Annotated in this window: 5 protein-coding genes; all 5 read right to left on the bottom strand. The window is 53.1% G+C overall.

What is annotated here, in order from left to right:
- Positions 1 to 144: 144 nt before the first annotated feature.
- The 5 genes from AUQ41_RS09255 to AUQ41_RS09280 all read right to left on the bottom strand — a co-directional run bounded on the left by AUQ41_RS09255 (position 145) and on the right by AUQ41_RS09280 (position 15,879).
- A complete protein-coding gene (locus tag AUQ41_RS09255; protein ID WP_232308353.1) occupies positions 145 to 1,155 on the bottom strand; it encodes a serine hydrolase in 1,011 nt (336 codons plus the stop codon).
- 140 nt (positions 1,156 to 1,295) lie between these two features.
- Positions 1,296 to 3,476: a tetratricopeptide repeat protein gene (locus AUQ41_RS09260; RefSeq protein WP_168173438.1), complete on the bottom strand. Its 2,181-nt coding sequence runs from the start codon at positions 3,474 to 3,476 to the stop codon at positions 1,296 to 1,298.
- 167 nt (positions 3,477 to 3,643) lie between these two features.
- Positions 3,644 to 11,260: a cadherin-like domain-containing protein gene (locus tag AUQ41_RS09265; RefSeq protein WP_063088101.1), complete on the bottom strand. Its 7,617-nt coding sequence runs from the start codon at positions 11,258 to 11,260 to the stop codon at positions 3,644 to 3,646.
- 1,077 nt (positions 11,261 to 12,337) lie between these two features.
- Entirely contained in the window at positions 12,338 to 13,660 is a 1,323-nt protein-coding gene (locus AUQ41_RS09275) for an HlyD family type I secretion periplasmic adaptor subunit (protein WP_063088105.1), read from the bottom strand.
- Positions 13,657 to 15,879, bottom strand: a complete 2,223-nt coding sequence (locus AUQ41_RS09280) for a peptidase domain-containing ABC transporter (RefSeq protein WP_083952928.1) — start codon at positions 15,877 to 15,879, stop codon at positions 13,657 to 13,659. Before AUQ41_RS09280 ends, AUQ41_RS09275 begins: the two co-directional genes overlap by 4 nt.
- Positions 15,880 to 16,409 lie beyond the last annotated feature (530 nt).

The following is a 16,409-nucleotide window of genomic DNA, read 5'->3' on the forward strand; positions in this document are numbered from 1 at the left end:
AGCAATGAACCCGTTTGGGAAATATGGAGCGTTACCTAGCAGATTGGCGCGGAATTGGGAATGTTAAAGCGGCATGGGCAAGAATGCATTTCGAGTGTTTCCGAAAGTGCCTTCCACCAATTTTCAGGTGCTGCGTCGCTTCCGTCAGGCCAGCGAAAGCACCGGGCCCTCAAGCAGATCCATCAGTTGCCCGAAATATCCGCCTGAGCGTGCGGGTGACGTCGGATCAGAGGTGATGGCCACCGCCAAGTCCTTTTCCGGATGTGCCGCGATGATCTGACCGCCATAGCCGCGTGCGATGATGAAGCCGCTGCGGCTCAGGAACCAGCCATAGCCATACGCAAGGCCCGAGTAAGGTGATCGCGTATGGGCTTGGGTTGATTGGTCTATCCAATCGGCCGGAATGATCTGGTCACCATCGAACCGACCTTGGTCCCGCATCAAGGTCGCAATGCGCAACATCCCGCGCGGTGTCATCGCCATCTGGTTCCCGCCGAAATAATAGCCTTGCGGATCCTGTGTCCAAGATGGAATTTCAATGCCGAGCGGCCGACCAAGGACCGCGCGCGCCTGTTCCAGCAAGCTTTTTCCTGTCGCAACCGTTAGCACCGCACCAAGGATATGCGTGGTGCCGGTGGAATAGATCATCCGCCTGCCGGGTGTTGCGACCATCGGGCGGCGCAACGCAAAGGAAACCCAGTTATCGGAATTGACCCAAGCGCCGTAGTTACGCCCTGATGTGCCTTCAAGCCCGGCCCGGAGCGTTAACAGATCTTCGATGGTCAGGTCTTCCACACCGGGGGTGGCATTGGACGGAATGATAGACGGCGCGATTTCGCCGATGGTGGCGTTAACCGAGGGGATCGCGCCTTCCGCGATCGCGTTGCCCGTCAGCAGGCCGATGATGCTTTTCGAGCAGGACTTGATGTTCGCAACGCGATCCAGGCCCGGCCCGCGCGGTGCTTCGGCAACAATGATCTCTTCCCCGCGTTGCACCATGATTGCATGAAGCTGGGACATGTTAGCAACATGCGAACGGATGTCGCTTGGTGTTTGTGCGAAGGCCCTGGCCACAAAGGGAGTGGCCATAGCCCCCAGAAGGGTTACTGAGAAGGCACGGCGGGTCAGCATCGGGTGGCGTCTGTCGCTTGGCATATTCATCAGTCCTTGGCGGTCGGGATCACATGCGCACTCATCCTTCCAGCCAAGCAAGCTAGAAGACGCATCTCTTATCTGGAATTAATTCGTCAGGAATGTGACATCGGATCACAATCGGACAAGCCCCCGGTGAGGACCTAGGCATTCACCGCGATATCCGAAAGAGCCTCTCCTACCAGTCTTTGCGCAAAGGCACGCTCGAGCCCCTGCTCAAACCCGCGCGTGTAGCCTTCGGTATCAAACAGCGGCTTGGTCTGGCGGTTGGCGGCAAGTTTGGTGCGGATATCGGACAGCATGTCCGGATTTTGCGCGAGCTTGAGGATGAGTTCCTCATAAGCCGCGGGTGTATCCGTGATCAGTTCCGGCAGACCGACCGCCGACAGCAAGCTGGCAGCAACGCGGGCCGCAAACTGTTTCCCAGCCAGTGTCACCACCGGCAATCCGGCCCAAAGCGCGTCGCTGGCTGTGGTATGGGCGTTGACATGGAAGGTATCAATAAACAGATCGGCGTGGCGCAGGCGGGCGAGATGTTCGGATTGCGGCATGTAACCGGCAAAGATCAACCGATCCCCCGAAACACCATGCTTTTCCGCAGCCGCCCGCAAGTTTTCCTTGGCCACATCATTGTTGCACCAAAGCCAGAGCACGCTGCCCTCCACCTTCTTCATCACCCGCATCCAGATGGCAAATTCGGTTGGCATGATCTTGTAATTGTTGTTGAGACAACAAAACACAAAGCCATCCTCGGGCAGGCCGAGCTCGATCCGTGTCATTGGCTTGCTTGATATTTCGCGGGTATTGTCATTGGGCTGATAACAATCGGGAAGATAAATGATCTTCTCATGATAACCGCTGCGCTGTTCGGGCGGAATGACGACTGGGTCGGCCACAATATAATCGATGAAATCGCATCCAAGCGTGCCGGGATAGCCAAGATAACTGATTTGCAGCGGTGCGAGACGAGCGGCAAACGGCTCCAGCCGGCTGTCGCGGGTATAGCCCTTTAGATCAATGGCGATATCAAGGTTTTGCGCCCGCGCAAGCGTGATCAGATCACTGTCGGACATATCGCGCACATCAAAGAACTGATCAACGTTATCAAGCACCTGATCACGCTGCGCACCATCCTTGTTCTTGCCATAGCTGAACACGAAGATTTCGAACTTTGATCTGTCATGATGGCGCAAGATGCCTGCCATTAGGAACATGGTCGCGTGATCATGAAAATCGGCCGAGAAATAGCCAAGCCGGATTCTGCGGCCCTCTGGCGACGTTGGCTTGATCGTTGAAACCGGGGCTGCTGGCAGCAGCAGGCTTTTGGCAAAGTTGCGCGACCGGGCAAGCTGATGCGCCGGATTATCTTCAAACGGCAGAAGCGGGAATGGCAGGGCCGCATCGCCCGTGATGCCAAGCTGAGTGGCATGTTGCGCAAACAGATCACAGGCCCGCCAGTCGCACAGATGGCTTTGTTCGCGCAATTGTTCGACCATGGCCGGGACATAGCCCGGCTTGACCGCCAGTGCGCGTTGATAGGCCTCGACCGCCTCTGGCAGGGATTTAAGGACGGCCATGGTTTGACCAAGCCCATACCAGGCCTCGGCCAATTTCGGTTGCAACTTAAGCGTCTTGAAATATTGCTGCTTGGCGTCTTCAAGCAGGTCACGTTCGCGCAGCGTATTGGCAAGGTTATAGTGCGCGTCAACATAATCGGGTTTGCGCGCAATCGCGTTCAGGTAACAGGCTTGCGCCTCTGCAAGCTTGCCGGCATTTTTAAGGATATTGCCCAGATTGTTATGCGCCTCGGCGAATTCGGGGGTGTGCGCGATCACCGCGCGATAGCATTCCTCGGCCTCATCGAGTTTACCCAGACGTTCCAGAATGACCCCAAGGTTGCTTTTGGCCGCCACCATATCGGGCTGCAGACGGATAACGTTTCGCAAGGCCTGCTCGGCATCGGAAAGCAGGTTCAGATTGCTGCTGACCGCGGCACGAAAGTTCCAAAGCTTGCCGGAATTGCCATACTGCCCCAAAAGCTGGCCTGTCATGGCATGCACATCTTGCAAACGACCGGCCTGATAGGCTTGCGAAAGTTTGGCAAACACTTCGGCCGGTGGCTCGGTCGCGCCGGACGCAGCCCCCTTTGAAGGGGCAGGTACCTTCACAGGACCGCTGAGTTCGGCAAGGGCTGTTTTGACCCGTTCGTTTTTTGGATAATCGGCGAGGATGGCTTCATAAAGGGCGCGCGCCTCGGCCATTTCGCCTTTGCGCATATGCGCCTTTGCGCGCTTCATTGCCTGATCAACTTTGAGCTTCGCCATGCCGCCCCATATCGCCCCGAACATTGATATTTTCGGGCAGTCTAGTCGATCACCCGTCAAAGGCAACCGGGGCCGCGGCAAACAGGCGCGCAAAAGACAAAAGGCCAGGCATTTCTGCCTGACCTTTTCACAAATTCCGTACGGAACGCACAACTCAGAAAGAAGCTTTAGGCCGACCAGAGTTGCTCTACTTCATTTTCAACGACATCTTGCGAGAGGATATCACTAATAAGTTCCTCATCCCCCGAACGCTCTATACCAGCCATGATAGATACAAGTTGCTCGACCTCGTAATCAATCAACTCTTTGCCATCCTCGAAGCTAATGCGATCCATCTTGGCTGCTACGTTGTCACCATACCAATCTTGGACGGTAATTGACTGATCACCCCCAAGGACTTCGATCAGCAGATCATCTCCGGACTTGGAGAACCACAACTTCTCGGCTGATAGCCCCGCGCCGAAAGCGAGCTCATCAGCGTCGAAAGTGCCGACAGAAGTGTTGTCAATGATGTCATGCCCAAAGCTACCGGAGAAGGAATATGTGTCATCTCCAGTAACTCCCACCAGTACCTCATCCAGCAAAGTAGAGGTAAGCGTATCGCCATCAATAGCACCAATCCGAACAATCATACCTTCATTGGAAAATGCAGACTTAGGTAACCGAACAACGCCGCCTTCGCTCTGCAAACCAATTTCAGATATACCATCCCCATCCAGATCTCCCATATCAACGATATCGGAGTAACCAGCACCAAGCTCTATGCGCGAGGCGTTATCTACTTGCTCTTGTGAAAGAGTTGAGGCGGGAGAAAGTTGCAAAATCTCTTTGAGGCCGTTCTCTCCATCAAGCCCAACCAGGATCATTTCACTCTGAGCTTCACTTACCTTGGAAAGCATCAGAGATTTTATGGCAGCTCCGAATGTGACGTAGGGCTGCTCAGAAAGGTTCAGATCACTTGTGCCATCTGGCGGAAGGACAACATATAGCTTGTCGCCTGCTGCAATATAAGAAACATGTTCTTCGGTACTGCTGGAATGCCCAATAATACCAGAGACATCATCGCCAGTATCATTCACAACATTGAATGCATCTGAAGTCGCGGCTCCGATTTCAGCGTATTTGAAAACGTACTTACCCTGATTGTAATCGAAGTAAGCAACATCTGACCTGCCATCGCCGTTGAGGTCACCAACACTAAACACATGATTGGAAACCTGCACTTCGCTGTGCATCGTACCAATATCCAGGAACCCGCCACCTAATTGGTAATTACCGCGCCCGCTGACACCATCATGATAGTAATCGACACGAACTTCGACCGTAGCCCCCATCGGCAAAACCGCGCCAAAGTCCATATGGTAGTTGCCAGAGAAATTAATCGACTGCCAAGCACCGCCATAGCTTCTTATAACGCCGGTATAGTTCCAATCGGACCATCCTGAACCATCCTCGTTTTCATAGCGGTAATAGGCATGGAAGCGGCCACTGGTCCAATGATAGTTATTCGAGATGTAAAAATGATAGTCGAAATCTAGCGAGTCTGCTCCGCCAGCTTCAATCTCACCGGTTGTCGAGCCGACCACTCTATAAATACCGACGGGATGATCCGTATCAACATATCCAGAATAGATCACGCCAACTGATGTATTCTCACCTTCGGCAAATTCTTCCTTTACCTGGCTCTCATCCAAACCGTAATCCGATTGTTCAACCTGATTATCCGTGTTGCCCTGATCGACCAGATAGACTGTCGACGTCACATCATCAATATCTATGGCAGATTGTGATGCAGACGACACTTGATCGATTGAAACGCCGAAGCTTTCCGTTCCTTCAACCAAGCCGTCAACATTTGTACCAATAATTTTAGAGCCCTTGCTTTCACCGGCCGTAACGGAAATAGCACCGCCTGTAGCAAGAAGGTCATCCGCAACAGTGCCGCTACCATCCGAAAGCGAGAAGTCGAAGACTACATCCTCATCGACCGGCTTGGAAAGCTCAACTGCAACCGTCATTTCGCCAGTCTGCTCGTCACTAATCGTTTCGGACGCAACAACGACCGGCGCATCAAGCATCTCGGCCGTCAGTGGCTTGCCCAGCCCCTCAAACACAACCTCTCGCCCGTTATCAAACACGACCGAAACATTGCCATCCGCATCCATTGTCTGATTTGCCAACGCGTTGGTCGCTGCAGCAATCAGGGTTGCCCCACCGACACCTGATAGTGCAAAGACATCCCCCTTGGACGGCGTGAAATCGCGAATGCGCACCACTCCAGCCCCCGAAGGTCCAATATTAACATCAAACGTATCGGCACCTTTGCCGCCCGTAAGGTCATCGTTGCCAGAAGAACTGTACAGACGGTTATTCTTATCGCTGCCGACAATCACATCATCGAATGACGAATCATTAGCATTTTCGAAGCTAGAGATCGTATCGCCTTCGGCTGCTCCGCCCGAAACTGTCTTGGTTCCGAGATCTATCTGAACAGCACTTGCAGATTGACTGTAATCCAGCGTGTCAGAACCCTCACCACCATCTAGGCTGTCAGCGCCTGAACCTGCGAAAACGGTATCGTCGCCGCCACCAAGGGAAACCCTGCCCCCATCCGCGGCAAGATCGGTAACGGTTTCCGAGCCACTGCCGCCGACAACATTCTCGATGTTGCTGCCCGTCATATCGATGGTTATGTCGATGCCGTCTGCAACCGTCAGTGTATCGTTTCCAGAACCACCGTCGATATCGGCCATGTTATCGCCCAGCCCGACCTCAATGAGGTCATCACCCGCGCCACCTTCGATCCTGTCCTTGCCGGATCCGCCAATCAAAGTGTCGTTGCCATCACCCCCGAGAAGCACGTCGTTCCCGGCACCACCATCGATATAAAGGTCAATATCTTCAGAGGAATAAAGATAATCATCGCCTGAACCTGCAACGACTTCCTCTAGATCGTAATCCGCAAGATTGAGCGTCAGGTCGTTCACGTTGTGAATGATTAAACGATCACGTCCAGATCCAGCAAAAATCCGGTCCAAGTCGGCAACATTTATAATCTCAAGCGTATCGTCGCCATCACCGGCAAACAGGGTATTGTCCCCTGCACCACCAATCAGACTGTCGTTTCCATCGCCACCATACAGAGTGTCGTTTCCTTCACCGCCATCAAGCGTATCGTTCCCTGCGCGGCCAAGAAGAAGGTCGTCGGCATCCCCACCTGTAAGGGTGTCATTCCCGGCAAATCCATCCAGAATATCGCCCAAGGCACCCGCATTGAGCACATCATCACCGTCACTGCCCAGACGCGTGTTGTCAGCAGTAATATCGAATGACACCCAATCTGAGTACAGCTCGCCGTCAAAGGTCCGTGCGATCAGGGTCTCTGCGGTATTCAGGTTTTGCGAAGGAATATACCGTACCCGATCAAGTTCCGAGGCCAAGACGCGCACGGTGGTGTCATCGGCAACCGAGACACCATCCACTTCAAAATGCCCAAGGCCACTGGCATCCCGCAGATCAACATAAACTGCGTCTCCATCGCGGTCCGTCGCTGCGATCAAATCGGACAAGCTCACCGTTGTCGCGTAATGAGCGCGCGCACTTTCAGTCGTTATTTCTGGTGCGTCGTTTACCGGTGACAAGTGAACGTTCAGTTGCGCCTCAACATGGTTTCCCATGCCGTCATGCACCCGGTAGGTCACTTTTGCTGTACCGTTGTAATCAGCATCCGGGGTAAAGATCATGTACCCGTTTTCGACCGAAACCGTGCCATTTTCTACAGAGACGATCCCATCGAACATAAGCCGATCGGCTTCGCGATCAAAATCATTGGCAAGCAGTTCAGCAATGGAAACCCGGATTTGTTGATCTTCGAGGCCGAACACATGATCTGCAACGGGCTTTGGCGCAGCGTTATCAAAGTCGACTGCCGTCCCCGGCAGACTGGAGCTACTTTCCTCGCCAATTGCAAGACTATCCTCATCGGACGCTTCATCAGAAACGCCACCAGGTCCCTCATCCTCTTCCGAGCCATCACTGGCGCTTGAAGCGGTTTGCGCGCCCTCGTCATCCGCATCAATTTCATACAATGCGGCTTGCAACTGCTCTTCGGCAAAGACAGGTGCAACCGGCACACCACTACTATTCTGGCTGCTTAAGACTATATCACCAATTAGTGCCGCAAACTTGTCTGTTTCGCCAAAGGCCGCGATCACATCCTGCGCACCATTTTCGGCACCTACCAGTACATCGCCATCACTGCCGCCGCTGATTGCATCTGCACCGCTCGCACCATTTTCCTCTGAGAGTGGCGTCACCAACCAGATATTACCTTCATCTGCATTGGCTGCATCTTCATCTGCGGCAGCCTGCAAAAGCTCGGCTGCCTGCGCGGTGTTATCAAAACTGCTTGCCAGTCCACCCAAGGCCGCCGCAGCCGCCACAGAGGCAGCAAACGACGTCTGATACATTTCATCGCGCCGCTGGCGTGATGTATCCGTCACACTTGGCAGATCATCGTCGTCAAGCAAATCTTCAACAGCAAATTCACCGTCATCGAACCGGATGGTTTCAGCATCTTCGATTCGTGCAGACCCGTTTTCACCGATAACAACAAGGGTGTCACCATCCCGCGACAGCAAGTAATCATCGCGATTACCGGCAAAGACAACCGTGTCTTCGCCCTCCCCGCCAAAGATCAGGTCATCGCCCTGCCCCGCAAGCAGGATATCATCGCCGCTCCCGCCACTGAGGATATCGTTACCATCCCCACCGGAAAGCGTATCGTCGCCCTGTTGACCCAGGATCGTGTCGTCACCAGCATCACCTGAAAGCGCATCATCTCCCAAGCGACCGCTAAGAACATCATCTCCGGAACCACCAGCGACTTCGTCACTGCCTCCGCTGGCTGCAAGATCATCGCCGGCATCAGAGCCAATCACATGCTCAACATTTGCCGCACGGTCTTCCGTCTCGTCAGACTGATAGCCAGTGGTGTCGGACATATCGAGGCGAACACCATCCACCGCCGCACTGTAATCCAGCGTGTCCTGACCCGCGCCACCATCAATTACGTCACCATCACCAAGGGCATGTATTTCGTCATTCCCGTCCCCGGCAGAGATCGTATCCTGACCCGCGCCACCTTCGAGGATATCGTCACCTGCTCCGCCATCGAGCGTATCATCGCCTGTACCACCGTCGAGCACATCATCGCCATCACCACCCAGCAAGAGGTCGTCGCCGCCTTCACCTGAAAGGCTGTCATTGCCCGTACCTGCATCAAGCGTGTTGGCACCATCATCACCGGCGATCTCATCGTCATGGCTCGTGCCAATTACGTTCTCGATGCCATCAAAACTGTCACCGGCAGCAAGACCACCTGTTCCACCATTTTCAAGTGACAGATCAACGCCTTCGTCACCAGCGGAATAATCAACAACATCTTCGCCATCGCCACCAATCAGGCGATCCGCACCAACATTCCCGACAAAGGTATCATTGCCCGAACCACCATCAAGAACATCGTCACCAGCGCCACCATCAAGCACGTCGTCGCCCGAACCGCCCAGCAAACTGTCGTTGCCGGCCCCGGACGTAATGGTGTCATTCCCCGCACCACCGTTAATGTAAATGGCCTCTTCTAGACCAAGCGCGCTCAGCTCATCATCGCCAAGCGAGCCCAGAACGCTCTCGACCTCGGCATCACTCAGATCAAACTGAACACCATCGTTGTTGGAGAACTCTACAGTATCGGTCCCGGCACCACCGCGCAGGGTGTCATCGCCATCTGATAGCAGAACATCATCACCTGCCCCGCCATCCAGAAGGTCTGAACCTTCGCCGCCATGAATGATGTCATCACCGTCTTGACCATACAGCTGATCATCACCCTCACCGCCGGCAACAAGGTCATCTCCGCCACCTGCAGCGATAACATCATCGCTTTCACCGCCAGACAAAACCTCGTCGGCAGAGGCCCCGGCAAGGCCAATCCCGTCCACGCCAACAGCCGCTGCCAAGTCACCCAGCTTCGCTGCCATCGCTGCACCGACATCAAGGATCGTTCCGTCTGCTGCAAAGCCAAGGTTTCCCAGCATGGCTGTAAGATCAAGCGCAGTACCATTGGAAAATTCAACGCCCTCAATCCTGTCGCGGGAATCTTGCCAATTCACCAGCCGCAACTGGTCACTTAGTTCATCAAACGATGCATCGGGATTATCCGAATCCTTGAGCGCAATGATAATGTCCTGACCATCGGCCTTGACCATCAGGTCATCGGGATCAATATCCGGCCCGAACAGGATTGTGTCATTGCCCGCATCTTGGTGAACATCTACGGTGCGGTGTCTAACGTTTCTTTTAGAGCCATCAGAATACAGATCGTAAATCGTATCTGTTCTCGTATTGTGGGAAAAATCCCGGATCGCATCGGATCCATCGCCGCGACCAAACAGATAGGTGTCATCGCCATATCCACCCAAAAGGCTATCACTGCCATGACCACCACTTAGCCAGTCATCGCCCCAACCGCCATAAATGGTATCATTGCCTTCACCGCCATCGATGGCTGCTTCATGGGTCTGATCAGTCCGAATAATGTCATCACCACCACCCGAGTTGAAAATTTCAATCTCATAGTCGGTTATGTTGATATCAAGGTCCGCATCGCCCATGAAAATGACGCGGTCTTCACCTGCACCGCCATTGAAATCGTCATTTTCATCGACGACAAGCGTGTCGTTCCCGGCACCGCCGCGCAGGGTGTCGGCACCTTCTCCGCCCGACAGAAGGTCATTTCCATCCCCACCAATGACCTGATCATCACCGGCACCGCCATCAATTGTTACATGCTGGCCATTACCGGCACGAAGATCATCATTACCTTTGGCACCATAAACGGCCTCGGTATTGGTCGCACCGAGGTCAATAGAAAGATCTTCTTCCCCTTGACCCAGAACAACGTCGAACCCGGCACCACCGTCAATGGTATCATCCGCATCAACAAACAAGACATCATGCCCACCACCAGCGAGAATGGTGTCCATACCTTCCCCGCCCGAGAGCCACTCGTCTCCGTCTCCTCCAACAACGGTGTCGTCCCCAGCACCAGATGAAAGATAGCCATCTTCGCCGGAACTATTGGCAAGAGTATCGTCGCCCCCACCGGTGATCAGCCCCTCATAGTCACTATCAGCCAAGTCACGGATTTGATCATCATTGCCTTCAACGATCAGGGCATCGCCATCGACAATCTCGATCCCGTCATCGGTCTCGCGATACCCGTAACTGGAAGCTTTGAAGGAAACGTCACCAACATCACCAGTTGTACCGTCCTCACGCGTGAAAGTTGCCCGACCGTGAACAGTATTGCCGGCGATTTCTTCCTCGATCCCATCAGAAACCAGACCGACTTCGGTAATGTTCAGCTCTTCAAGGGTACTGACTTCCCCTTCCTGTGACTGTCCATCGCCGTTCCAGTCCTGCCAAACACGAAAATCTTCCCATGCCTCATCCTCGGCATTCAGGACACCATCGTCGTTGCTGTCATATAGTTCCGCGAGCGCCTCAAGGTCCGTATCTTCAGCCTGGGTTTCACCAGCAAAAACGAACTCAGACGCCTCGTCAATCGTGCCTGAACCATTCAAGTCAATTGACAGGATTCCGTCATTTCCCGTTACCCAACCGACGTTTTCAAGATAAGAATCAGCATCGTAATCGAAAAAAGCAGCACTCTCAGAAAGATCTATTAGCTCGAAATCATCGTTCGAAAGATCGAGAAGCACTGGATCAAAAAAACCTAGAACTTTTCCTGAGAGATCATATTTTGCGTCTAAGTATGAATAGGCGACACTGGCAGCCAAAGCACCCAGTGGTCCACCAACCAATGTACCAAGTCCTGAGGCCAGCATAGAAAGTCCGAAGTCCACACCTGCATCCGCAGAATAATCTTTGACGGCCTCCCAACCTCCTGATTCGTAAGCTCCGTAAGCCCCCAAACCATAACTGCCAATGGCACCTACTGGCCCTGCAAACTTGGCCGCCTTTCCAAGCCCAAGCTGGCTAGAATTCGCCATGGAGAGTGGATTTTCATTAATCACCCCTCCCCATTTGTAGCCAGGCTGGAAAGTCTTATAACCTTTCACCGACTCATAGTAATTCTCAACTGTTGTCGTCCCCCAGTAGCCGACCAAAGAGCCTGCAATGTTAACGCCAACTGGTGCGTACTCAGACAGTTCAGACAGCAAATCCTGTGCTGAAAGCTCTCCAATATGTTCTTCTTCTGCAACACAAACTGCCTCGGAAAACTCATCCTGACCGTCGGATCCCGAGTTCCCGCTTCTGTCCCCGGACCCCCTTGTTCCGTCTCCCCTTCCGCCATTGGCAGCCGTGGTATCTCCTCTACTATAGTCACCTCGACTAGAGTCACCTGAACCAAAAGAGCCATGGGACATAATAAAACACCTTCAAACTTTTAATTTTAAGCCCGAACAGAAAAAATAGTTATCCCCTCCTACGCACGACGCCTCATACTCATATAAATAAAAAAAGAAGATAATACCCCAAAGTTCCCCAGAAAAACCCCATAAACATCACCATAAAAAACACCATAAACAAACAAAAACAAGAAACATAAGAAAACAAAATAAAACAAATAATTTGATTTATTAAATTTATTTCTTCTCAAAACACTTACAAAAAAACCAAACTTAAATAAAACATACATATAACAATTAAAAAAAACGAAAGACAAAATAAACTGATATGATAACCCTCCATTTTTACTGTAAGTTAAAATATAAAACGCAGGGGAAAACATAAATGCAATAAACAATAGAATATTCACAACAAATCTCGACACATTACCTCTCCCTCAAACTCTCATCCCGGTACCGCAACATCGGTCCCAAAACGTATTCCAGCAAACGCCGTTCGCCAGTCTGAATATCAGCCGTAACCGTCATACCAGACTGCAAAGGCGCTTCGCGCCCGCGCACCGTCAAGTATTGTTGCGCCAACTCGACCTTAGCCAAGTAAACCGGCCCGAGTTTTTCATCAATCACCGCATCCGGCGACACATCAATTACCGTCCCATCAATTGCGCCGAATTTGGTGAATTCAAAGGTTTCAACCTTGATCCGGGTTTTCTGGCCGATATCGACAAATCCGGCATCACGGTTGGCGAGTTTGACCTCGGCCACCAGCTTGCTGTCATCCGGGACAATTTTCATCAGGGTTTGCGCGGCTTCCACCACGCCGCCTATGGTAGTGACGACCAGCTCCTGGACCACACCATCAATCGGGGAACGCAGCACCTGCTGATCGCGGCGGCGTTCGGCTTTGATGCGCTCTTGCACCAATGATCCGTATTCCTGATCAAGCCGGGCACGTTCATCAAACAGGCTTTCTTCAAAGTCTGCCACTGTGCTTTGCAGGCGTTCCTGCGCCATTGCGATATCTGCATTGGCCTTTTGCAGATCGAATTGCAATTGGCGGCGCTCCTGCTGGCGTTCGACCAGTTCCTGTTCAAGCTCCAGAAGCGATGTTCGGGTGGCATATCCGTCCGATGCCAGGGATCGGCGGCCTTCAACACGCTCCGTGATCAGCGGCAGGATCGCTTCAACCCGATCAATCGACACCGCAATGCCATCACGGACGGCACGAAGCTGAAGAATTTCCTGTTCAAGCGTTTCAACACGTTGTTGCTGCGCACGGGCCTGCCCGATCATGGCGTCAAATTCGGCAATTGCCTGACGTTCCGATGCTTCTGCTGGTGGCAGGAAATGGCTGGCCGGTTTATTGATATCAGCAAGCAACGCATTCAAACGCGCGAGCTTGAGCCCCGTGCTGGCAAGATCCTGCTCTGTCCTTGTCAGGTCAGCAGTACTATCGGTGCCGTCCAGAACGATCAGCAAATCACCCGCCTTGACCCGCTGGCCATCACGAACATTGATTTCCCGCACGACCCCGATTTCAAACGGCTGGATGACCTTGACCTTGCCGGTTGGCACCAAGGTTCCTTGTGTCGGACTGACAATGGCAACTTCGGACATCCATGCCCACAGGGCCGCAACCAGGAACAAGACCATAAGAACGATTGGCAGCACCCAAGCCACCGGATTTGGGGCACGTTCCGTCACTTCAAGGATGCCCGGCATGAAAGCGCTGTGATCCTGTTTGATCATTCTGCCGCCTCCTGTGCTTTCTTGGTCGATTTTGCCGAAGCCTTGTCTGGATTAGTATTCCGGTTCAACCCGGCCTGAATGGCATGCAACCTTGCATAGGCCCCGCCAAGCTTAAGCAGATCCGAATGCGTTCCGCTCTCGACCAAGCGCCCGTTATCCAGCACAAGAATGCGATCAGCATGGTGCAAGGTTGAAAGACGATGGGCTGCGACAAACACGGTGCGTCCCTTCGTGATTGCCTGCATCTGGGTCTGGATGGCGCGCTCCGACGCGCTATCAAGCGAACTGGTGGCTTCGTCCAGCAACAGGATTGCCGGATTGCTGACCAAGGCGCGCGCCAAGGCAATGCGTTGCTTTTGCCCGCCAGACAGAATACCGCCGCGCTCCCCGATCACTGTGTCATAGCCTTGTGGCAGCTGACTGATGAACTCATGCGCATTTGCAAGTTTGGCAGCAGCAATCACACGTTCCATCGGCATACCGGGCATGGCGATCGCGATGTTTTCACGCACGGTTCGGTTAAACAGGAAGTTGTCCTGCAGCACCGCACCAATCTGGCGACGAAGCCAGGCAGGATCAGCAGCGGCGATATCCATGCCGTCGATCAGGATACGGCCGCCCTCGACCGGATAGAAGCGCTGGATCAGTCGTAAAAGCGATGTTTTACCGGCACCTGAAACACCCACCAGACCGATCACCTGCCCCGGCTTGATATCAAAACTGACATCATCAAGGATTTTCGGACCATCGGGCGCATAGCGGAACGTGACATGTTCAAACTTCACGCCACCCGAAACGCGTGGCATTTGAGAGCGCCTGGCATTTCGTCCCGGCTCCGGTACCGCATCAAGGATGTCCGCCACGCGTCGCAAGGCGACCTTGGTTTGTGCAAGTTGCTGAAGCAGTTGGGCGATGCGCATTACCGGTGCAGTGACACGCCCGACCAGCATGTTAAACGCAATCAGCTGCCCGGCGGTAAGCCCGCCATCCATCACCATCCGCGCACCCAACCACAGGGTCAGGGCAATCAGCACCTTATTGAGGAATCCGGCCGCCTGCTGTGTCGCGGAGCTTACCTTATCCGCGCCATAGGCAGAATCTGTGCGTGCTGCAACCTGATCCTCCCAATGCCGCTGCATCTGGGGTTCGATCCCAAGCGCCTTAACAGTTTCCATCCCCGAAACCGCCTCGACCAGAAGGGATTGGGAGTCTGCGTTATCCTTGAAACGCTCTTGCAGCTTGTCTTTTATGAATGGCCCGATAAGTCCATAAATGATCATGATGGCCGCGACGAACCCGACCACAATGGTTGCCAGGATCGGTGCAAAGCCGAACATCACGATCAGGAAAATCGCGGTAAATCCAAAATCGACAAAAACGGTCAGTGCCGAGCCGGTCAGAAAGGCACGAACGGATTCAAGCTCCTTGATCCGCGCGACCGTATCTCCGGTGCGCTTGCCCGAAAAATACGCCATGGGCAGACGGGTGAGATGCCGGAAAACAGCTGCTCCCAACTCTGCGTCAATCTTGTTGGTCGTTAGTGAAAAGACATAACGCCGCAAGCCACCAATCACGAGATCAAACACTGCAATCGCGACAAGGCCGATCACCAGCACATCAAGGGTCGACATATTGCCGGAACTCAGCACCTTGTCGATAATCACCATGACGAAAAGCGGTGTGATCAGCGCAAAAATCTGAATGAAAAGCGATGCCGCCATGGCATGCGACAATGCCGCCCGATGCTTTTTAAGAAGCGGAAGAAACCATTTAAACCCGAATGGCTGACTTGGGCCAAGCGCCCCATCCTGATCCGGTGCACGCTTGCTGCGCCCGATCAGCAGTGCCGTTCCGGAAAACTCTGCCAGAAAAGCTTCTTGATCAACGAGAACCGGCTTTTCCTGACGGGGATCACGTATCAGCAACCTGCCATCATTTGCCTGACGTGCGACGACGACATAACTGTCGTCACTCATCAACGCAATCAGTGGCAGGGTAGCGTTCGCAAAATCCTTGGCCGCAAGCGTGATTTGCTTTGCGCGCGCACCATACTGCTTGGCAAGCCGCAGAATATCTGCACATCCCAGTTTGGCTTCACCCAAACCGGCATCATATTTGATTTGATCCGGATCAGAAGAATAGCCTTGCATCGCTAGCACCAAAGCCAACGACGCCACCCCCGTATCCAAACCGGCATTAAGAACCTGAGGTTCTTTCATTTTGTGCGGAGCCCCTCAAAAAACTGTCGGTGACTCCCCCAAGACTTTTTATTTTTGCTATTAGAAACAATACCGATCAATCACATTGACGCAACCACCCAAAAGATGGGGAGTGACTATAGATAGGTCGAAATTTGGATATCAGAGCTGGTTCCGAGCAACAGAAAGCCCCCAAACTTAATAAATTCACAACATCAGATGTTCTCCTATTTTGTTGGTTTCTGCATCTCGGAGATGCTCGAACCAACAAAATGGAGGTTACAAGGAGACCATATCTGCGAAGTTTGTAGTGCTTCGGCGTAAAAGCAGAGCCAAGATATGCTCAAACGCCGCATTCAGCATTCAGGTACTCCCGGACGGCAAGCAAATCTGCAAAGAGAAAAAAGACGATCGCCGCTTCGCTCTCGAAAAAAGAAAATTCACTTCCACGTTTCGGCGTTCCCCTAATGAGAGAACACGGAGTGACCAAACTGTAGCCCCGAGGCGAAAAGACCAAAATGGCTAGCGCCCGAGCACGAGCCCGCAAAAGG

It is taken from the genome of Thalassospira sp. MCCC 1A02898 (genome assembly GCF_001618185.1).
In the GTDB taxonomy this organism is placed as follows: Bacteria; Pseudomonadota; Alphaproteobacteria; order Rhodospirillales; family Thalassospiraceae; genus Thalassospira; species Thalassospira tepidiphila.

Bases quoted from the DNA above. Each gene is read 5' to 3' on its own strand.
- AUQ41_RS09255 (WP_232308353.1), bottom strand. From the start codon at position 1,155: ATGCCAAGCGACAGACGCCACCCGATGCTGACCCGCCGTGCCTTCTCA.
- AUQ41_RS09260 (WP_168173438.1), bottom strand. From the start codon at position 3,476: ATGGCGAAGCTCAAAGTTGATCAGGCAATGAAGCGCGCAAAGGCGCAT.
- AUQ41_RS09275 (WP_063088105.1), bottom strand. From the start codon at position 13,660: ATGATCAAACAGGATCACAGCGCTTTCATGCCGGGCATCCTTGAAGTG.
- AUQ41_RS09280 (WP_083952928.1), bottom strand. From the start codon at position 15,879: ATGAAAGAACCTCAGGTTCTTAATGCCGGTTTGGATACGGGGGTGGCG.